We start from the raw sequence: 19293 nt of genomic DNA, 5'->3' as shown, positions 1-19293 counted from the left end.
GGCCGGGCGACTGATCTTGGCAAACACCTGCTCGGCGTCGGCCAGGCCCGGCACCATTTTCGGGTGTACGAATGAGGACACCTCAATGGCCGGCAGTCCGGCGGCAATCAGCCGGTCCACCAACTCCACCTTCTGCTCGGTACTGGCCGGCTGAAATTGAAAGGTAAGGCGCGGCGACACATCACGGATATGCACCTGGCTCATCTCACAGTTCCTTTTTCACACGCACCAGGAATGGCTCCAGCGACGGCTCCCACAAGCCATCAACACCACCGGTAATCAGGAAGGCATCGACGCCCAGGGCGCGGTATTTCTTCAACGCTGCCAGTACCCGGTCCGGGGTGCCGACCAGGGCTGCCGAGTTGGCGAAACCGCCAAGCAGTTTGACCAGGCCGGTCCAGAAGCAGTCGTCGTGTACTTCTTCATCGGCGGTGGCCATCTGGCGCAGCTTGCCTACCGACTGGTCGGTGGTGGCCGAACGGGCAAAACGATTGGTGCCTTGGGCCTTGAGGATGGTGTCTTCGGCAGCGCGAGCCAGCTCCCAGGCTTGCTCGTCGGTGTCGGCAATGAACAGGCGCAGGCTCAGGGAGAATTCCGGACGGCGACCATACGCAGCAGCGGCCTGGGTAACGCGTTCGATGCGCTCCTGGGTGCCAGCCAGCGGCTCGCCCCAGAGCATATAGGTGTCGGCGTGTTCGGCGCCGAACGCCACCGCTTCGTCGCTGTCGCCGCCCATGAATACCGGAACATGCCCGGCCTGTGGCTTCATCAGCTGGCGCACGCCTTCGGCCTTGTAAAACGGGCCTTCGTAGTCGAACGACGCTGGTTCACTCCAGGCGCGCTTCATCAGGGCTACATAGTCGCTGGCGCGTTCGTAACGGGTTTGCTTGTCGGCGTAATCGCCTTCGCGATGCACATCCTTGGGCGAGGAGCCGGTGACGAAGTTGATCGCCAGACGGCCGCTGCCAGCGAGAAAATCCATGGTACCGAACACCCGAGCTGCCGCCGCGGGGTGCATCACACCTGGGCGGTGGGCGACGATCAGCTTGACCTTCTTGGTCAGGGAAAACAGATAGGACGAGGTGATGAAATTGTGTGGCCACAGGGAGGAATAACCGCACAAGACATAATCGATCACTTGCGAGCTGTCCCACTTCTGCGCCTGTTGCGCAAGGGTGGCGACGCCAGGCATACCGGGGGCGAAGGGACTGTCCACTGTAAAAATCTTGACCATAAATGCCTCTGCAGCTGTGTCGGTTTTTATTCAGTGAGGCGCTTTCGGCGGCCTCATCTTCTGCCGTCCGTGGGAGCAGCATGTGAGCAGGACTATAAGAACCGCCCTCTCCCCCAACTAGGACCGACAGCGACGCCAAGGGGACATTCGACGACAATCACTCTGTCGACTTTTCGTGGGAGCCAGCTGGCTCCTACAGGTGCTGTCGTTTAAGCCAAAAAAAACCGATGGCGAACCATCGGTTGGCGGCAACTGCCGGGGGATGAAACAAGTGGGCAAACTGGCTACACGCAACCCTGCATTTATCTGCCAAAGCGTCGACTCAGAGCGAAGCAATCTTGATCAAGGCGTTATGCACGGCATCGTCGACGACGATTTCATCGGCGGCCAGGCGCTTGGCACGCTCGGCAGCGGAGCGTTCGAACGGCACGCGCACCGGCAGGTTGGGGTCCAGCGGCCGAGTGGCACGCAGGCTGTCGGCGTAGGCGGCCACGCGCTGCTTGTAGTCGTCCAGGTCGCTGAGCAGATTCGGGTCGATCACCAGCAGGAAGAAGCCGCAATCGCGCAACCCATCAGGCGCTGCTGCCGCCCCGGTGAGCATGCCCAGCAGTTGCACTACCAGCGCCAACCCGGAACCTTTGTGCCCGCCCCAACCGGTAAACGCACCGCCCAATGCCGCCGCCGGGTCGGTGGTGGGTTGCCCCTGGCTGTCGTAGGCGCGGCCTTCTGCCAGCGGCTGCTCCAGGCGCATCGCCAGCAGTACTTCGGCAAGCATGATGCTGGAGGTGCCGATGTCCCAGATGATCGGCGTATCGAGCGCAGGGAAACCAAAGGCAATCGGGTTGGTGCCGAAGCGTTTTTCCGTGCCACCGGCAGGCGCGACGATATGCCCGCCGCTGCCGGCGATCAGGCCGACGAACCCGGCCCGGGTCACCTGCTCCAGGTAGTAGGAAAACATACCGGTGTACCAAGTCTCGTTGGCGCCCACCACAGCGATGCCGCTGGCCTTGGCTTTGGCGATGGCCATGTCGGTGGCCTGCTGCGCCACCAGATAACCCACCTGGTCGCCGCCATCGATGGAAGCCGACACCGGCGATTCGCGGCGCACCTTGATGGGCCGCTTCGGCTCGGTGGCGGACTTGATCCGCTCGATCACGGACAGGGCGCGCGGCAAGCCGCCATAGGACAAACCACGCAGCTCGCAATCGATCAGGTGATCACCAATCACGGCCGCTTCGGCAGCGCTATGGCCTACCGCTTCCATCGCGGCCTGCACCAGGGCACGGGCCTGGGCTACAGATAGTTTCATGTGGGTTCTCCAAACAGATAAAAACGCTGCCGCCGCGCACGATGACGCGACAGCAGCAAAACGGGTCTAACGAACGCCAGCGTTGCGCAGCGCGGTCGGGGTGAAGTCGTTAGCGGACACCTTGACGCCGATCTGGGTGGTGGCCTTTTCTTCGTTGTTCATGCCGATGGCGATATAGCGCCCAGCCACCACGTCATACAGCGCTTCCAAGGCATAGCCCGGCACTTGCTTGTCGTATTGCAGGAATGATTGCGCCTCGCCGACGCGCCACAACTGGCCACGGCCGTCGTACAGCTCGGATTCGGCGATCTGCCAGGTGTCTTCGTCCAGGTAGAAACGGCGCTTGGCGTAGATGTTGCGCTCGCCCGGCTTGAGGGTGGCTTCCACTTCCCACACCCGATGCAGTTCATAGCGCGTCAGGGACTGGTTGATATGCCCGGCCTTGAGAATGTCGGCGTATTTCACCTCGGGCGAGGCCAGGTGGAAGTTGTTGTACGGAATGTAGAGCTCGCGCTTGCCGATCAGCTTCCAGTCGTAGCGGTCCGGTGCGCCGTTGAACATATCTAGGTTGTCGGAGGTACGCAGGCCATCGGCAGCGGTGCCCGGACCGTCATAGGAAATCTGCGGCGCCCGGCGTACCCGGCGCTGGCCGGCGTTATAGACCCAAGCCATACGCGGTTCGGTCACCTGATTGATGGTCTCGTGCACCAGCGACACATTGCCGGCCAGGCGCGCCGGGGCGGTTACCCGCTGCTTGTAGAAGAAGAGGATATTGGCGGCTTTGTCGGGCTCCAGATCCGGCAAGGCATCGGGCATTGCCACCTCGTCTTCGAAGTTGACCAGCGCATAGCTGCCATCGGTTTGCGGCGCAGCTTGGACGATGCTGCGCTTGAGGCTACCACCGCGATAACGGGTGATGTGGTTCCAGATCACTTCCAGACCGTTCTGCGGGATGGGGAAGGCGTAATAGCGGCTGTCAGCGAAGTTGTTCAGACCGCTACCGCCTTCGACCAGGGTGGTTTTCAGCGCGCTGATCTTCGCCGCGTCATAGATTTTTTGCGGCAACGCCGCGCTGCGCCGGGTGGGGTATACCGGCAGCAGGTAGGTGTCCGGGTAACGGGCAAACAGGGCCAGTTGGCCGGGAGTCAGTTTGTCTTTGTAAGTCGCAAGGTTTTTCGCGGTGATGGTGAACAACGGCTTGTCGTTGGCGTAGGGGTTGCCGACAAACCCGCCGTCCAGCAGTGGCGCCGCGCTGGTACTCAGACCGCCCGTCCACTCGGGAATGCTGCCATCGGCATTACCGGCTTTTTCCGCGCCTACAGGTGTCAGCGTGCTGCCGAGCTTGGCCGCCTCACTGGGAGAAACAGCGGCCTGGGTACTCAAGGCCAACAGGGAAACACTCAAGGCGCCGAGCCATTTTATTGTTGTGTGCATGGGTTGTTCCTCATTTACGGATGCGCCGCCGACCAAGCCGTCCATGGCCTGGCGCAACGGTTCAAGGAGCGTTGCTTAGAAGTTCAGGCCGACGCTGAGCGCCAGGAAATCGCGGTCGGTCAGCGAGTTGTATTCGCCGCCGAAGTAGTCGGTGTACGCCAGGCTCGCGGTGTAGGTGTTTTTGTAGTCGGCATCGACACCGACGCTGATGGCCTTGGCTTCTTCGTTGAACAAGCCGTTGGGGCCGTAGCCGTCGACGTCATGCGACCACGACACGTTCGGCCGCAGGTTCACGCCAGCAAAGACGTTGTTGTAGTCCCAGATCGCGCGCACGCGATAACCCCAGGCGTCGCGGGTAACAAAGCCTTCATTGCCGTAGGCGGCGTTCTGCACCGGGTCATCGGGCGTACCGAACACCACGTCGCGGCCGTAACGCAGCTCATGGGTGCTTTCTAGGCCGCCGACATGCACGTACCCCACCTCGCCCACCAGGGTCAGGCGTTCGGCGCCCATCACCTGATCGAAGAAGTGCGTGAAGGTGGTTTGCAGCTGGGCGATTTCCTTGCGGTTGTAGCCCTTGTTGTAAGCACCCTCGCTGGAGGCGATGGGCGAGGCCAGCCCGCCGGCCAGCGGATTGAGCAGCGCACGCGCGGTATCGACGTTGTTCAACTGCACTGGCGCATTGGGCCGGTAGCTGAATTCGCCAGACCATGCCGTACCGGTGGGCAAAGTGGTGGAGAAGCTCAAGCCATACAATTTGATGTCTTCGGGGTACTCGAAGAAATACTGGCCATTGCCCAATGCCGCGCTTTGCATCAGGCCACTGGTGAGCGCTGCCAGCTGGGCACGAATGGTCGCCGGTACTGCCGGGTTGCCCAGGCAGTTGGCCGGTAACCCCTGGCTGCCACAGACCCCCGCCGCCACCGCGCCGGTTTTGCCCACCAGGCCCGAGGCGGTCTGCGTCGACACAAACGGCGTTCGGCTGTGGTAGTTCATGGCGTACAGACCGTAATCGACGTTTTCAGTCTGCAGGCGCAGGGCAATGCCGTATTGCCCCGAATCGCGTGCATCACGGTCGCCACCTCGGGGAATGGCAACGCCCTCACCATTGACGTCAAAGCCAATGCCGTTGGCCGCTGCAATCGGCTCCAGCGGGGCAATGGCAGGGCTGCCCACGCGGTTATTCAGGTCGCAGCCATCGGCTACCACGTCGCTTGAGGCAAAGAAGGTGCCGCAGTTATCGGTAACGGTCTGGTCCCACTCAAGCTGGTAGAAACCTTCGACGCTGAGGTTGTCGCTGACCGCTTGCGACAGGTAGAGCATGTTCACCGGGATCAGGCCTTCCTTGATCTCGGCGCCAGGGCGACGAAACGCCGAGACGTCGACCGGGTTGATGCTGTTGATCGAGTTACCGATAAAGGTGCTTTCGCCCCAACTCACCACCTGTTTGCCCAGGCGCACGTTGCCCGGCAGATCACCAATGGCGTAGTTGTGGTAGACGAAAGCGTCGAGAACCTGCGCGCCAGATGACTTCGCGCCTTCCTTGCGGTTGTGCTCGTCGATGGGCTTGAACTGGGTGTCTTCATCCTTGAGTTCGAAGTCGTACCAGTACTTGCCGCGTACGAACACGCCACTGTCGCCGTACTTCAATTCAAGGTCGTGAATGCCCTTGAAAATCTTCGAGAAGGTTTTGCCGCGCTGGTATTTCAGGCGGCCGTCGTCACCCGTGGCGGAAAAGCCACGGCCGCCGTTGTTGATCCCAACCAGGTCCTGGTCGATCTTGTCGGTGCCCCAGCTGGCACCGACCGAAAGCGAAGAGTCCAGCTGCCCCTCGATCTCGCCAATGTTGAAGTTCACCGCATGTGCGTGGGCGCTGAAGCCCAACGCAACTGCCATGGCCAATGTGCTCGGTGGAAAAAATCCGGGCCGTTTTGTTGTTGTCATTCGGCACTCCTGGTTCGCAAAAACGCATGCAAGGCACGCCTGCTCGACGCCCAACGCAGGGGCGAGGCAGAACGTGGGGGGACGATAGAGGCCGGGCAAAAGTGCCACTAGGACAGATGGCGACGCGCAGGGTACTTTGGACGACAGGGGCTGATCTGGATCAAACCTGAGGGAAACGCCGGCTCAGGCGGCAGGCCAGGACAACGCCGGGCAAACGCGGCGTTCGGTCAGCCTGCCGGCGACTCAAGTGCTCAGCTGGGAATCGGCGCGTCCGGCGCTTGCCGATAGGCGCTGGGCGATTGCCCGGCCCAGCGGCCAAAGGCACGGGTGAAGGCGCGTCGCTCGGAGAACCCCAGGCGCTCGCTGATCACTTCCAGGTCGAGGTTGGTTTCGCGCAACAGCAAGCACGCCAGGCGATAGCGCAGGAGGCCCTGCAGATCAGCAAAGTTTTGCTGCTCCTCCTGCAGACGCCGTTGCAGCGTGCGCACATGGATGCCCAGCACGGCGGCACTTTCTTCTATGCCCTGGCTGAGCAATATCGGTTTGTCGAGAAACAGCCGCTCCAGTTGCCCGGCCAGGCCGCTGCGCAGCGCCAACTGCGACATGCGCTGGGCAATGCGCGCCTCCGCCTGGCGATTGAGCTGGGGAAAGGCGCCATGCAGCGGCCGGTCCAGCAACTCGCGACGCAACACCAACGCATCCACTGCCTGGCTGAACAGGATTTCGCAGGCAAAAAAACGCCGATAGGCCTCGACATGAGGCGGCGGCGCGTGGCGAACCATTACCCGCTCCACCTGATTGGGGCCGAGCAGGGAATGGGTCAGGCGAAATACCGAGGCCAGCCAGGCTTCGGTGAAGTACATGGTCGGGCCGGGCGTATTGCTGCTGCGGCCCATATGGATCTGCAGCTGCGCGTAGTCGTCCGCTTCGTGGAGGCTGACGCGCAGGGCCTGGCTCATCAACTCGCGCACCCAATCAAACACCCGCATGGTGTCGCGCAAGCTGGAGCCGGTAGCGATAAACGTCTCGATCTCGGGCACCGAATCGAACGAAAACGCCTCGCCGAACATGAAGGGGAAATGCTCGCCCTGAGCACGCTGCACACACGCCTCAATCAGACGACGCGACTGTTCCAGGGTAATGGTGACCTGACTGGCCGGGTTGTTACCCAGCTCGATACCTACCTCGTTCAACACAGTGTTGATGGAAAAACCGCAACGGGCGGCGGCCTTGATCCAACTGGGCAGCGGAACGAATGAAACCAGCGCCTTCAGCGACACGGGCGCGGCCGCCAGCGTAGGAGTTTTCTTAGAATTTGTAGGCATGCGCCCATAGTAAAAGAGCTCCGACGGATAGGCAAAAAGCGGCCCTCAACGCCATCTGCGTACAGCAGGGCAAGGGCGGACACCCGCTATAACGCGGTCTTTACCTTGGTTGCCTGCCAGAACGCCACGGTCTGTTCGATGACAATAGGCAGCGGCGTCGCCACCAGCCCGGTCAGGCTGCTGAAGTGCGCCCCACTCGCCTCCCACGGCATATTGAACTGGTACAGCATTTCTTCGCGGGCCTTGATCACCGGGTTGAACCAGCCCAGCACCTTCAATACCAGCGCCGGCACGGCGACCGCTTTGCGTAGTGCGTTTGCCGGCAGCATGCCCTGGCGCTCCAGTTCGGCAAACAACAGACGTGCCAGTTCGAACGCCGGCAGGTGCGTGGCATGCGGCAAGATCCAGGGGCGGTTGAGCAATTCGCTGCGGGCCGTCACCGCGAGCAGCGCCATTGCTCGGCCAAAATCCGGCCCATACGCCCAGGCGTGCGGCAGGCTCGGGTTGCCCACAAAACGCACCGGCTTGTTGGCCAGCACCGGCCCGATAAACCAATCGCCAAACACGCTTTGCCCGCCAGCGCCGGGCCCAAAGTACTGCGAGCCCTGCACCGTGATCCACACCAGGCTATGTTCGCGTTGCGCACGGCGCATCAAATCGAGCATGTCTTTGCGCAGTTGGCCTTTTCTACTCGGCGGTATTTCCGCCTGCGCCTCCGTCAGTGGGCCATTGACCGGCGCGGCGTAGGCGTAGAGGTTATCCGCGCAGATCAGCCGGGCCTTGTGAGCCAATGCCGCGTCGATGGCATTGCGCTGAATGACGGGCAGTTTGCTCAGCCATTCGTGGTAATCGGGAATGGCGCTGTGCACGATCGCGCTGGCGCCCTGGGTGAACGTCAGCACGCTGGCCGCCTCCATCGCATCGAAGGCATGCCAGCTGAGGCGCCCCTGCTCGAACGCCGCCTGTACGGCCGGCGGCACCCAGGCCGGCGCCTGACCACGGGTGTTACCCATGCGGATATGCAGGTGCTGCAAGGTGTCGTCGCCGGCGAGCGCGGCGGCAGTCCACAAGCCCAGGGGGCCTGTGCCCATCAGGGCAATAACGGGGGAGTTCATCGGCGTGGTCCATGGGGAAAGATGGACGCCATGATATTGAAGGCTTGCCAAGCGATAAATCGACGCCGAGCATAGTCTGCCGAAACCCAGGGTTTCGAATCACCCCCTGCCCTCGTATTTAACTGGAGCCGTTATGGACCGCCTGCAAAGCATGGCCGTTTTCGTCAAAGCTGCTGACTTGGGGTCATTTGCCGCCGCAGGGGCAGCGCTGGACATGTCCGCGCAAATGGTCGGTAAACACGTCAATGACATCGAAAAGCGGCTGGGCACCCGCTTGCTGAACCGCACCACACGCCGCCAGAGCCTGACCGAACTGGGGCGTCAGTATTACGAGCGCTGCAAGAGCGTATTGGCAGAAGTAGAGGCCGCCGACGCGATTGCCCACACACAGCACAGCGCCCCGCGCGGCCGTCTGCGCATCAATGCGCCGGTAACCTTTGGCACGTACTGCCTGATGCCGGTGATTGCCGACTACCTCAATGCCTATCCCGAGGTGCAGATCGATCTGACCCTCAGCGACCGCGTCGTGGACCTGATCGACGAAGGCTACGAAGCCGTGATTCGTATCGGCGAGCTGGCTGACTCCAGCCTGCTATCGCGTCGCCTCAAGCCCTATCGCCTGATCGCCTGTGCAGCACCGCAGTACCTCCAGCGCCGCGGTACCCCGACCACGCCCACCGAGTTGGCCGACCACGATTGCCTGGGGTTCACCTATGCAGCTCGCCCACCGGCCAGAGAGTGGCCATTCATGGCCGGGGATATTCTGCACCTGGCGCAGGTGCGCAACCGCTTTCAAGTCAACGACAGCCGCGCCCAACTGGCGGCCGCCCGCGAAGGTATCGGCATCATCATGGGCGCGGAGATGATGCTGACCGAGGATATTCAAAGCGGACGGCTGATACGCCTGCTACCAGACTTCGACGCACCCGCCCTGCCCGTGCACCTTCTGATTCCGGGCGATCGACGCGTGCTGCCCAAATTGCGCAGTTTCGTCGACCAGGTCGTGGAGCAACTGGGGGGTGAATAAGGCCCCGAAGACCGTCGAGCTTTTGCGCGATAGATAGCGAGCGTTGACACGATGGAAGGCCCGCTTTTGGCCGGAAGCGGCCCGTCGTGACCGGCAGCAAACGGCCAGAAGCGGACGTATCACGAGCTGATGGCAATGCCGGCTTTTCAAGTTTACTGACTTGCACCTTTCACCAATTCCACCAATTCCACCAATTCCACCAATTCCACCAATTCTACCAACTCAGCATTGCCACCGGACGCGGCGAGATCCACAAGGCTGTAGCCCATTACCGAGTAATTAGGTTTCGCGGATGATAAAAGAACGGTCACTCTGACTGACGCGCAGTCCCCACTCAGTTCGTTAGCGCTGCGACGGCGCGTAGGGCGTAAAGAAATCCGCCCCCAGCCACTGCACGTTGCTCTCTGCCACCGGCGAGCGCTCGGGCCTGTAGCTGCTGGCCTGTTTGGGATCACCATGGCCGTCGTAAACGGCCACCAGCGGATAGGGGTAAACCGGACGGGTTCGGCCCTGGTTGGCCGTGTCGAACACCGGCGGCGGCCCCATGGGTGGTTTGCCCTGCCCTGGCGGCGGGCCTTTAACGCCAACCGGCGCGCCAAAGCCGCGAGCGTGTTGCTGATCAGCGCTGGCCTGGGTGGTGGTGATCGCCTGCGGCGCCTGGCCTGCCTCGACCCATGCCAGCATCGGCGTGAGTAAATCCAACTGGCTAGGGCCTTCACCACCAGAACAGTGATACACGCCGGGCAGCAGATACAGGCGTTCGAAACCTTGGCTGCGCGACTCGCCCATTTGCGTCTGCAGCGCCTGGTGGTAGGCAATGGTGTTCAGCGGCGAGATATGCGGATCGGCCCAGCCGTGCCAAAGAATCAGCTTGCCACCCGCCGCCTCGAAGGCAGACAGGTCCGGATTGGTGGCGTCATAGAGCGGGTGCAAGGTGCGCAAACGCTCGAAGGTGCTGGTCGTAAAGGTCAGATCAGCCAGGCTGAAGCTGCTCGCCGGGTTGTGTTCGAACAACACGCCACGTAGCGCTTGCAGGGCGATCATTTGACTCATTACCGGTTGCTCGGCACTGGCCGGTACGAATACGCCGGCCCAGGCCAGTTCGGAACCAGGCTGCGGCCCGCCAACGGTCAAGCGTGCGCCGGTTTTGCTGTCCCGCGGCCCGTCATACAGACGCTGGGCCGCCGCCACTTCGGCCGTGCTGAAACAGCCGGCAGCGGCTTGACCATCGGCGCAGAGCAGCACCTTAGGGTCGAAGTGGCAAGCGCGCGGGTCGGTCAATAGCTGGTCGGTCTGTCCGTCGAGGGCATCGCACTGTTTCAGCACAGCCTGGTGCAACAGCGGCAGACGCGCGGCCAGCAGAATGGCTTTGCCGTCCGGGCCCTGGTTGGCCCGAACTTGCCAAGGATGATAGAGGCCGTTCTGCACCTGAAAGTTGAGCGCTGCGGCGCCGGCAATAATGCCGTTGAAGTCCTGCGGATAACGCTGCGCCTCCATCAGCGCCTCACGTCCGCCGTCGGAGCAGCCGGTGAAATAGGCGTACTGCTGCGGCTGGCCGTAGAACTGCTGGATCAGCTTTTTCGCCGCCACCGCCGTCAGGTGTACGGCGCGGTGGGCGAAGTCGGCGCGTTTTTGCGCATCGTCGCCAAACGTTTCGTCGCCGTCCTGGTGGCCCATATTGGTGGCCGCCATGGCGAATTCGCCGTGGGTCAAAGGCGTGCAACCTTCGGCGGCGCCGACCTCCAGGGATATACGTCCACACAGGCCACCGCAGCCCACTTGCAGGTAGCGCTGGGTCCAGGTCTGGGTGGGCAGCAGCACGGTAAAGCCGATACTCGGCGCCAGAGTGCCTTGCACGGTGCAGACGGCAATGCCGTTGCTCAGGGTGTCACTGGCGCTGCTAATGCGGCTGCCCTGGCCAGCGATATCGCTCAGATCGACACTGGCCAGGCTGGCACACGCGGCCACCGGTTTGACTACAGCGTTTCCCACCCCTGCCCAGGCGCTTGCCGGTCCCAGCAGAACTACGGCCATCACCAACCACGCCATACAACCACGCATAACTATTTCCTTAAAAAAAAGATGGGTACAACTCATCCACCAGTGCCTGCCAGACAAAGGGTTCGCGGTAGGCAATGCCGCGAGCCGCCATGGCCTCCACCAACGCCCGTTGAGTATGGGCGATGGCCTCGCTCATGCTGGGCTGTAGGCCGACATCGGCGACAGTCTTGGCTACTTCATGCATCTCTTCGGCGCGGCGCAGCCCATGTTCAGCCACGCGACTGATCAGATAATGCGGTTGCTGCGCGTCCCAGCCCATGGAAGGAAAGCTGCGGTGCAGGGAATCCAGCACCAGCGCCTCGGCACCATATTGACGGGCCGTACTCAGGCATTCGCTGGTCAAGGCTTCCAGGCCCTTGATCATGATGCTGCGACACATCTTGATCGCCGATGCCACGCCCACTTCGGCAGCTACCACCTTGCTGTCAAAGCCCACGCCAGCCAGTAGCGTCTGCCACTCCAGCGCCCCGCTACCGCCCAACAGAATCGGCGTGGCGATGCGTTTGGGTGGCACGGGCGCCATTACCGCAGCATCCAGATAAGCCACGCCAAAGGCATCGAGGGCCTCGGCGGCGGCCTGTTTGGTCGCCGGCGCTACCGAATTGATGTCCATAAACACCTGGCCGCTGTGCAGATAAGGACCGATATCGCGGGCCACCTGAAAGGCGCTGGCCGCTGTCACGGCGCTGATCACCAACTGTGCGTGGGCCACGGCCGCAGGTGCCGAGTCGAACAGCTGCACATCGGCCTGCCCTGCCCTGGCCAGCAATGTCTCGCGGCGAGCAGGGTCGTGGATGCCATGGTCATAGGCATGCACCACCACACCGCGTGCCACCAGGTCATGGCCGAGAATGCCGCCGGCTTCGCCAAAACCGATCAAGCTGACGCGTTGCAACTTCATAGCGTGGCTCCTGGCGTGGCGCCATTGAAGATCAGGGTCGGCACGCAGACCATGCCGTCGAACAACAAGCGGGCGGTGCGCATCAGCGCGCTGCTGACGATCTCGCCATCGTGCTGGGTAATTTCCACGGTGAACTCGCCAGTGGGGTGTTCCACCGACAGACGCTGCACCTCGCCCGCGCCCAAGCGCGCCACCGAACTGGCGACAGTGCCCGGCAACAGACACGCGGTTGCCGCACTCACCGCACCAAACACGCCGATTGCCGAGTGGCAACGGTGAGGAATAAACGAGCGGGTGTTGAGGCTGCCGCCGTTGCGAGGCGCCGACACCAGACACATCTTCGGCACATTGCGCTGGCTTACGTTGCCAAGGTTCATGCGCGGCCCGGCTTGCAGGCGAATGGACTCCAGCCGCGCCTTCAGCTCGAAATCGGCGTCCAGCTGTTCATGGCTTTCGTAACCGCTGCAGCCCAGATCTTCGGCGCGCAACAGCACCACAGGCATACCGTTGTCGATGCAGGTCACTTCGATGCCGTCGAAGCGCTCAATCAGGTTACCGGTGGGCAGCAGCGCACCGCAGCTGGAGCCGGCCACGTCGTCGAAGGCGATCAGCAAGGGCGCGGCCGTGCCTGGCACGCCGTCGATGCGCGCCTCTCCGCTGTAGCGCACGGCACCGTTCTCGGTGGGTACCTGGGCGACGGCAATCTGCCCGGTGTTCTGCATAAAAATCCGTACCGCGGTGGTAGCGCCGGCCACCATCACCAGGCCGCGTTCAATGGCAAAGGGCCCGACACCGGCGAGGATATTGCCGCAGTTCTGCCCGTAGTCCACCCGCGGCTCATCCACCAGCACCTGGGCAAACAGGTAATCGACATCGGCGTCGGCCCGGGTGGATTGCTGAATGATGGCGACCTTGCTGGTCAGCGAGTCGGCACCGCCAATGCCATCGATCTGGCGTCTATCCGGCGAGCCCATAGCAGCCAGCAGCACCTGATCACGCAGGGCCGGCTCGCTGGGCAGATCGCTGGCAAGAAAGTACGCGCCCTTGGAGGTGCCGCCACGCATCAGCAGACAGGGAATACGGGTCTGGCTCATGGTCAGTGATCCAACTCTTCCAGGCTGTCGACATAGCGCAGCCCCTTTTCTGCCAGGCGTTGGCGCATGTTGTAGATATCCAGTCCAAGTTCGCCGTTGGCCAGACGAAGGCGTTTTTGCTCTTCGAGATCGGCGCGTTTGCGCGTGGCTTCGGCAACCTGCGGCACGTCGTTGTGGCGAACCACCACCACGCCATCATCATCGGCAACCATCACGTCGCCGGGGTTGATCAATTGCCCGCCGCACAACAGCGGCAGGTTCACCGAGCCCAGCACCTCTTTGACTGTGCCCTGGGCATTGATGGCGCTGGACCACACGGCAAACCCCATATCCCGCAGGGTCTGGCTGTCGCGGATGCCAGCGTCGATAACCAGACCACGCACGCCGCGAGCTTTCAGCGAAGTGGCGAGCAGGTCACCGAAGTAACCGTCGGTGCAGGGCGAGCTTGGCGCTACCACCAGAATGTCGCCCGGCTGGCACTGTTCGACGGCGACATGGAACATCCAGTTATCGCCGGGAGCAACCAGCACGGTGACTGCCGAACCGCTGATGCCCACGCCCTGTTGAATCGGCCGCAGTGCGGTGCCCAACAGGCCCTTGCGGCCCTGGGCTTCGTGTACGGTGGCGACGCCATAGCGACCCAGCTGTTCGATCAGGCCGGCATCGGCGCGGGGAATATTGCGCACCACCAGGCCGGTGGCGCCTATCAAACTGTTCATGCCCAAGCCACTCATGCCAGGTTCTCCGTCACACGCGGGAAGATGCTCTGGTAGCCCTCGGCGTACAGGATGTTGCGGGGGGAGGCGATGCCGACATTGCGCTTGGCCTGCACACCACGCTGCAAGGCCACGCGGGTGTAGTACTCCCACAGGTGTTCCTGGCCGGCCATGCACTGGATGGCGGCGTACTTTTTGTCCCACACCTCGGTGATATCCAGCAGCACATCCGGGCGCCATTCGCATTGCTCCGGCTGGTGCGGTTCGAAGCTGTACACCGGTGGTGCGCCAACGATTTTCTCGCCCGGCCGGTAGCCTTCTGCCTGAGCGATGATGCGCGCCTCCTGGGTCAGGTTCATGGCCAGCGGATGGTCGTAATTGTAGGGGTCTTTCAGCGAGTGGCTGAGCACGAACTCCGGCTGCACGCGGCGGAATACATCGGCCAGGCGGAACAGGGTGTCCTTGTCGGCACGCATCGGATAGTCGCCGATATCAAAGAACTCCACCGAGGCACCGAGGATTTCGGCAGCGGCGGAGGCTTCCTGGCGGCGGGCAACTTTGACTTTTTCTTCGCTCATCTCGCCTTTGCGCCACAGCTTGGCGGACTCGCCCCGCTCGCCAAAGGACAGGCAAACGATATGCACGGCGTAGCCCTGCTGGGCGTGCAAGGCAATGGCGCCGCCAGCGCGCCAGACGAAATCGGCTGAATGGGCGCTGACAATCAGCGCGGCTTTTTGCTGTTGTTTTAGGTCAGTCATTGCGCGGAACTCCTGCGGCATTTTTCCCATTCCGGGTTACCGCGAAGAATCTCATCGGGGCGCGCGGGCGAGTAATGCGTTCAGTTGTTGCGGGTATGCTTTTTTCTTATTGCGCGCTGCACCTAAGACGCTCATAGTCGCGCCACCACGAGGTTTGCCGAGGTAGCTAGCGCAATGTCGACGGATGAGTTGATCAACCTGATGCAGGTGCGGGCCTTTGTTCGCGTGGCGGAACTGGGCAGTGTGTCGAAGGCATCCGAGGCGCTGTTTCGCGCGCAATCGGTGGTCACCCGGGCGATATCGGAACTGGAAGCGCGCTTCAATGTGCCGCTGTTCGAACGCCATGCCAACGGGATGCGCCTGACCAATTACGGTGAACGGGTCTTGCCCCGCGCCCTGCGGGTGCTGAATGAGCTGGCCAGCGTGCCCGCGCTGCTGGGCACCAGCAAAGTAGAGCCGCTGTACCTGTTCCAGACCCGCCGCCTGCAGGTGTTCGTGAAACTCTGCGAAACCCGCCATATGCAAACCGTGGCCAGCCATTTCGGCCTGAGCCAGCCGGCCATCAGCTCGGCGCTGAAAGTACTCGAAGGCGGCTGCGCCGTGCCGCTGTTCGAGCGTACGCCGCGTGGCCTGCAACCCACCCGGGCGAGCCAGGAAATGGTCTTCCCGATCCGGCGCGCGCTGAATGAGTTGCGCCATATGGAGACCGATCTCAGCGCCATGCGCGGCGCCCTCAAAGGCGTGGTGCATGTCGGCGCCCTGCCCCTGGGCCGCACCAGCATTCTGCCGGAAGCCATAGTGCGGCTGACCCTGCAACACCCCGGCATCCAGGTAATCACCAACGAAAGTCCGTTCGACTTGCTGGCCACCGAACTGCGTACCGGCGATATCGATTTCGTGTTTGGCGCGCTGCGTTCGGCCACCTACGCCAGCGACCTCACCGGCGAGCCACTGCTCACTGAAGACATGGTAGTACTGGCCCGCCACGACCATCCGCTGCGCGGCGTCGCGCTGGGCCGCGAGGAGCTGACCAACGCCCGCTGGGTGCTGCCCCGCGCCGGTTCGCCGGCCCGGCAGATGCTCGATACGCGGTTTGTCGAATCTGGCATGGCGCCGCCCTGGCCGGTGGTGGAGAGCGGCGACCTGGCGATCATTCGTGGCCTGCTGATGCGCTCGGACATGCTCGCCGTGGTGTCCACCCACCAGCTGGAACTGGAAATCACCTCCGGTGACCTGTGCGTGCTACCGGTGCAACTCAAGCGCACCACCCGCGCCATCGGCATGACCTACCGGAGCGCCAGCCTGCACTCGCCCGTCGCCGACGCGCTGATGCAGACCATTCGCCAGGTGATCAGCGAGCGTCCCAAACCCTGACACGCTCGCTGCCAGCAAGGGTCAGAGCAGCTTGAACGGATAGCTGATGATCAGCCGGTTTTCGTCAAAGCTGTTGGTACTGCCCCAGTCGCGGCGCATGCTGGAGTTGCGCCATTTGACGTTGAAACTCTTGAACGTGCCGCTCTGTACGGTGTACGCCAGCTCGCTTTCACGGCCCCATTCGCTGCCATCGTCGGTGCTGCTGTTGTGTACGTTATCGCCGGAGATATAGCGGTTCATCAGGGTCAGGCCAGGCACGCCCAGGGCGGCGAAGTCATAGTCGTGACGCAATTGCCAGGAGTGCTCCTGGGCGCTTTCGTAGCTGGAGTTGTAGCTGTCGTTGGCCAGCGTTCCACCACTGGTGCCGTTGACCCGGAACCACTCGTCATCGCCCATGACTTTCTGCAGGCCGAGGTAAAAGGTGCTGCCACCGTATTTGGCCGAGAACATCCCGGAGAAGGTGCGGTTGTCCAGGTCGCCGGCCAGCGCGCTGCCATCTTCCTTACCCCAGAAGTAGCCGAGGTTGGCGCCCAAAACAAAGTCGCCCACAGGCTGCGAATGCTGCAGCTGCAGGTACTGCTGCTGGTAGATATCTTCCAGCTCGGCGGACCACAGGCCAACCAGGGTACGGTCGCCGTTGAAGCGATACTCGCCGCCGGCAAAGTTGAAGCGATCCGACTTATAGGCGCTGCGGTTGAACAGCGACATATCTTCCATGCTCGCGTCATTACGCGGGCTGTTGCCTTGCATCTGGCCGCCGTACAGGGTCAGCCCGTCGATCTCCTTTGAGGTGATCTGCGCGCCCTGAAAAGTTTGCGGCAACGAGCGGCCGTCGTCCGAACGCAGGATCGGCAACACCGCGCTCCACTCGCCCACCTTCAGCTCGGTTTTCGAAATCCGCGCCTTGCCGGCAACGGCCAAACGACCGAAGTCATCAGCCGGTTTGCCGCCATCGTGTACCGGCAGCAACTGGGTATTGGCGGTGCCGCGACCACCGTCGAGCTTGAGGCTGTACAAGCCCAGGGCATCGACACCAAACCCCACGGTGCCCTGGGTAAAACCGGATTTGAAATCCCAGATCTGGCTCTGCGTCCACTCTTCGGCTTTGCCCTGGCTGGTGTCGCCGACAAAGTTGCGGTTGAGGTAGAAGTTACGCAGGGTCAGCGTGCTGCTGCTGTCCTCGATAAAGCCGGCGGCCAGGGCCTGCAGGGGAAAGCCAGCGGCCAGGGCCAGAGCGATGACGTGACGACGGTCAGGGGCGGTTTTCATTGTTGTTGTTCTCCGTTTTATTTTTTTGGGCAAAGCGTTGCCGGTCGCCCTGGCTGGAGGGCAACTGGCGGGTCTGATGCTGGGGTGGTACGGACTGGCTATCAGCTCGGCGTTTTACCGGCGACCGAGTACAGCACTTGCTGGTTACGGGTTTGCATAAAGTCTTCCAGGCTTTGCCCGCGCATGGCGGCATACACCGCCAGGTTGGGCACGCCGACTACTGCGGCGAGCTTTTCCAGTACGAAAAAAATCGCCCCGTACTGAATCAACCCACGCCAGTCACGGCGGCGCAGCAGATCGCACTCTTCCTCGCTCAACCCGGCCTCGGCAAACATCGCTTCGGGCTCGGCCAGAAAGCGGGTACGCCAGGCCGGCTCGATCATGCGATGAAGAAACTTGTTCAGGCGGTAACCCTTGGCGCTGCGTTCCAGGGTAAAGGGATAGGTGCCTTCGAGTTTTTCAATGCCAGCCAGTTGGTGACCCATGTGCTGCAGATGGCGCGCATTGATATCCACCGGCAGCGGCTGATCGCGACTTTCCAGTAACAGCGTGGCGATACCGGTCATGGAGGGCAGGTAGTAACCGTGGTGCAGCTTGTCGACGCAGGCCGACAACGCACCGCGCATGATCAGCCAGGTGATCACTTCCGAGCCTTCCATGCCGCCCAGAGTGGCGTATTCAGCGTGGGTCAGCTGGGTGAGTCGCTCGGGGTCATTGACCAGCAGCTCGATAAACTCGGCATCCCACTGCGGATTATTGAAGCCGCAGCGTTCGCCATGCACCTGGTGCGACACGCCACCAGTGGCGACGATGGCCACCTTCAGGTCTTTGGGGTAGCTCTCAATCGCCCGACGCAATGCCTGGCCCAGCTTGTAGCAACGCTTGGCGCTGGGAATCGGGAACTGCAACACGCCAACCTGCAGCGGCACGATCTGCACCGGCCACTCAGGCTCGCACGGCAACAAGGCCGACATCGGCGAGAAAAAGCCATGGTCCAGCGGCTTGTCGCGGAAGAAGCTCATATCGAACTCATCCGCCATCAGGCTTTGGCCAATATGCCGAGACAACGCCCCATGGCCGCCTACCGCCGGCAGATCACGAGGATTGCCGCCTTCGTCGGCCACTTCATATCGCTCATCCACTCCCAGGGAAAACGCCCCGTAGTGATCGAAGAAGAACGAGGTCACATGGTCGTTGAAGATGTAGAACAGCACATCCGGCTGCTTTTCCTGCAACCACAACTTGATCGGCTCGAAGCTCTGGAAGATCGGCGCCCAGGCCGCGTCCTGCTGCTTGTCGTGGTCGACGGCGAAGCCGATGGTCGGCGTGTGGGAGACGGCAAGGCCACCAATAATGCGTGCCATGGGGTGTTCCTGAATAAGTGAAAGTTATGGCGTGACCAGCACAGGGTTGGCACGGCGACGGGCGATGCCGTTGGCCAATATCGCCAGCGCCGCGATAAAGGCCGGTAGGCCCAACACCGCGAACAGCAGCGGCAGGCTCAAGCCCAAGCTTAGAATCGCGCCGCCAATCAGCGAACCGAAGATCGCTCCGAAGCGGCCAATGCCCAGCATCCAGCTCACCCCTGTGGCGCGAAAATCGGTCGGGTAGTAACCCGGCGCAAAGGCGTTCAACCCAGTCTGCGCGCCGCTCATGCAGAAACCTGCGGCCACCACCACCAAGGCAAACAGACTGGACTCCAGGCTGAAAGCACCCAGCAGCACGATAAACA

Annotated in this window: 15 protein-coding genes and 2 pseudogenes; 2 read left to right on the top strand and 15 right to left on the bottom strand. The window is 62.1% G+C overall.

Annotation, left to right across the window (positions count from 1 at the left end):
* The 7 genes and pseudogenes from AAAB16_RS22660 to AAAB16_RS22630 form a co-directional block, all read right to left on the bottom strand.
* Positions 1-204, bottom strand: a pseudogene (locus AAAB16_RS22660) (pyruvate carboxyltransferase); the annotation flags it as partial.
* Between the two features lies 1 nt (position 205).
* Positions 206-1234 (bottom strand): LLM class flavin-dependent oxidoreductase, encoded by a 1029-nt coding sequence (locus AAAB16_RS22655; RefSeq protein ID WP_340665371.1) that lies wholly within the window; start codon positions 1232-1234, stop codon positions 206-208.
* Positions 1235-1556: 322 nt separating this feature from the next.
* The gene (locus AAAB16_RS22650) at positions 1557-2543 is read right to left on the bottom strand and encodes an Ldh family oxidoreductase (protein ID WP_340665370.1); all 987 of its coding nucleotides are present in this window, start codon (positions 2541-2543) and stop codon (positions 1557-1559) included.
* 66 nt (positions 2544-2609) lie between these two features.
* On the bottom strand, positions 2610-3977 hold the full coding sequence (locus tag AAAB16_RS22645) for a DUF1329 domain-containing protein (protein ID WP_340665369.1): 1368 nt from the start codon (positions 3975-3977) through the stop codon (positions 2610-2612).
* A gap of 75 nt (positions 3978-4052) precedes the next feature.
* Positions 4053-5921 carry a DUF1302 domain-containing protein gene (locus AAAB16_RS22640; RefSeq protein ID WP_340665368.1) on the bottom strand — a complete coding sequence of 623 codons (1869 nt, stop codon included), beginning with the start codon at positions 5919-5921 and terminating at the stop codon, positions 4053-4055.
* Between the two features lie 251 nt (positions 5922-6172).
* Positions 6173-7201, bottom strand: a complete 1029-nt coding sequence (locus AAAB16_RS22635; protein WP_340665367.1) for an AraC family transcriptional regulator ligand-binding domain-containing protein — start codon at positions 7199-7201, stop codon at positions 6173-6175.
* A gap of 131 nt (positions 7202-7332) precedes the next feature.
* Positions 7333-8361: a hypothetical protein gene (locus tag AAAB16_RS22630; protein WP_340665366.1), complete on the bottom strand. Its 1029-nt coding sequence runs from the start codon at positions 8359-8361 to the stop codon at positions 7333-7335.
* A gap of 133 nt (positions 8362-8494) precedes the next feature.
* Here AAAB16_RS22630 and AAAB16_RS22625 point away from each other — a divergent pair, with 133 nt between their 5' ends.
* Positions 8495-9388, top strand: coding sequence for a LysR family transcriptional regulator (locus tag AAAB16_RS22625; protein WP_340665365.1), 894 nt, complete (start codon positions 8495-8497; stop codon positions 9386-9388).
* 342 nt (positions 9389-9730) lie between these two features.
* Here the strand turns inward: AAAB16_RS22625 and AAAB16_RS22620 are convergent, their stop codons facing one another.
* Genes AAAB16_RS22620 through galB form a run of 5 tightly spaced genes read right to left on the bottom strand, consistent with a single transcriptional unit; the run spans position 9731 to position 14918 of the window.
* Positions 9731-11422: a tannase/feruloyl esterase family alpha/beta hydrolase gene (locus AAAB16_RS22620; protein WP_340665372.1), complete on the bottom strand. Its 1692-nt coding sequence runs from the start codon at positions 11420-11422 to the stop codon at positions 9731-9733.
* A gap of 37 nt (positions 11423-11459) precedes the next feature.
* Positions 11460-12350, bottom strand: a complete 891-nt coding sequence (locus tag AAAB16_RS22615; RefSeq protein ID WP_340665364.1) for a DUF1932 domain-containing protein — start codon at positions 12348-12350, stop codon at positions 11460-11462.
* Positions 12347-13444: a 4-oxalomesaconate tautomerase gene (locus AAAB16_RS22610; RefSeq protein ID WP_340665363.1), complete on the bottom strand. Its 1098-nt coding sequence runs from the start codon at positions 13442-13444 to the stop codon at positions 12347-12349. The genes AAAB16_RS22615 and AAAB16_RS22610 overlap by 4 nt, the downstream gene beginning before the upstream one ends.
* Before the next feature lie 2 nt (positions 13445-13446).
* Positions 13447-14163, bottom strand: a complete 717-nt coding sequence (locus AAAB16_RS22605) for a 4-carboxy-4-hydroxy-2-oxoadipate aldolase/oxaloacetate decarboxylase (protein ID WP_340665362.1) — start codon at positions 14161-14163, stop codon at positions 13447-13449.
* Between the two features lie 11 nt (positions 14164-14174).
* Entirely contained in the window at positions 14175-14918 is a 744-nt protein-coding gene (gene galB, locus AAAB16_RS22600) for a 4-oxalmesaconate hydratase (RefSeq protein WP_340665361.1), read from the bottom strand.
* Positions 14919-15092: 174 nt separating this feature from the next.
* On the opposite strand from galB, the gene AAAB16_RS22595 reads away from it, so the two are divergent.
* On the top strand, positions 15093-16292 hold the full coding sequence (locus tag AAAB16_RS22595; protein ID WP_340665360.1) for a LysR family transcriptional regulator: 1200 nt from the start codon (positions 15093-15095) through the stop codon (positions 16290-16292).
* Between the two features lie 21 nt (positions 16293-16313).
* Here the strand turns inward: AAAB16_RS22595 and AAAB16_RS22590 are convergent, their stop codons facing one another.
* The 3 genes and pseudogenes from AAAB16_RS22590 to AAAB16_RS22580 form a co-directional block, all read right to left on the bottom strand.
* On the bottom strand, positions 16314-17561 hold the full coding sequence (locus AAAB16_RS22590; RefSeq protein ID WP_340665359.1) for an OprD family porin: 1248 nt from the start codon (positions 17559-17561) through the stop codon (positions 16314-16316).
* Between the two features lie 101 nt (positions 17562-17662).
* Positions 17663-18925: a gallate dioxygenase gene (locus AAAB16_RS22585; RefSeq protein ID WP_340665358.1), complete on the bottom strand. Its 1263-nt coding sequence runs from the start codon at positions 18923-18925 to the stop codon at positions 17663-17665.
* 24 nt (positions 18926-18949) lie between these two features.
* Positions 18950-19293, bottom strand: a pseudogene (locus AAAB16_RS22580) (aromatic acid/H+ symport family MFS transporter); the annotation flags it as partial.

Source organism: Pseudomonas sp. (assembly GCF_037994325.1).
Lineage (GTDB): Bacteria > Pseudomonadota > Gammaproteobacteria > Pseudomonadales > Pseudomonadaceae > Aquipseudomonas.
The sequence above is the reverse complement of the archived record's forward strand: the minus strand, read 5'-3'. Positions and strand labels throughout refer to the sequence as shown.

Excerpts from the sequence above, each read along its gene's own strand:
- AAAB16_RS22655 (WP_340665371.1), bottom strand. The coding sequence starts at position 1,234 with ATGGTCAAGATTTTTACAGTGGACAGTCCCTTCGCCCCCGGTATGCCT.
- AAAB16_RS22650 (WP_340665370.1), bottom strand. The coding sequence starts at position 2,543 with ATGAAACTATCTGTAGCCCAGGCCCGTGCCCTGGTGCAGGCCGCGATG.
- AAAB16_RS22645 (WP_340665369.1), bottom strand. The coding sequence starts at position 3,977 with ATGCACACAACAATAAAATGGCTCGGCGCCTTGAGTGTTTCCCTGTTG.
- AAAB16_RS22640 (WP_340665368.1), bottom strand. The coding sequence starts at position 5,921 with ATGACAACAACAAAACGGCCCGGATTTTTTCCACCGAGCACATTGGCC.
- AAAB16_RS22630 (WP_340665366.1), bottom strand. The coding sequence starts at position 8,361 with ATGAACTCCCCCGTTATTGCCCTGATGGGCACAGGCCCCCTGGGCTTG.
- AAAB16_RS22625 (WP_340665365.1), top strand. The coding sequence starts at position 8,495 with ATGGACCGCCTGCAAAGCATGGCCGTTTTCGTCAAAGCTGCTGACTTG.
- AAAB16_RS22620 (WP_340665372.1), bottom strand. The coding sequence starts at position 11,422 with ATGGCCGTAGTTCTGCTGGGACCGGCAAGCGCCTGGGCAGGGGTGGGA.
- AAAB16_RS22615 (WP_340665364.1), bottom strand. The coding sequence starts at position 12,350 with ATGAAGTTGCAACGCGTCAGCTTGATCGGTTTTGGCGAAGCCGGCGGC.
- AAAB16_RS22610 (WP_340665363.1), bottom strand. The coding sequence starts at position 13,444 with ATGAGCCAGACCCGTATTCCCTGTCTGCTGATGCGTGGCGGCACCTCC.
- AAAB16_RS22605 (WP_340665362.1), bottom strand. The coding sequence starts at position 14,163 with ATGAACAGTTTGATAGGCGCCACCGGCCTGGTGGTGCGCAATATTCCC.
- galB (WP_340665361.1), bottom strand. The coding sequence starts at position 14,918 with ATGACTGACCTAAAACAACAGCAAAAAGCCGCGCTGATTGTCAGCGCC.
- AAAB16_RS22595 (WP_340665360.1), top strand. The coding sequence starts at position 15,093 with ATGTCGACGGATGAGTTGATCAACCTGATGCAGGTGCGGGCCTTTGTT.
- AAAB16_RS22590 (WP_340665359.1), bottom strand. The coding sequence starts at position 17,561 with ATGAAAACCGCCCCTGACCGTCGTCACGTCATCGCTCTGGCCCTGGCC.
- AAAB16_RS22585 (WP_340665358.1), bottom strand. The coding sequence starts at position 18,925 with ATGGCACGCATTATTGGTGGCCTTGCCGTCTCCCACACGCCGACCATC.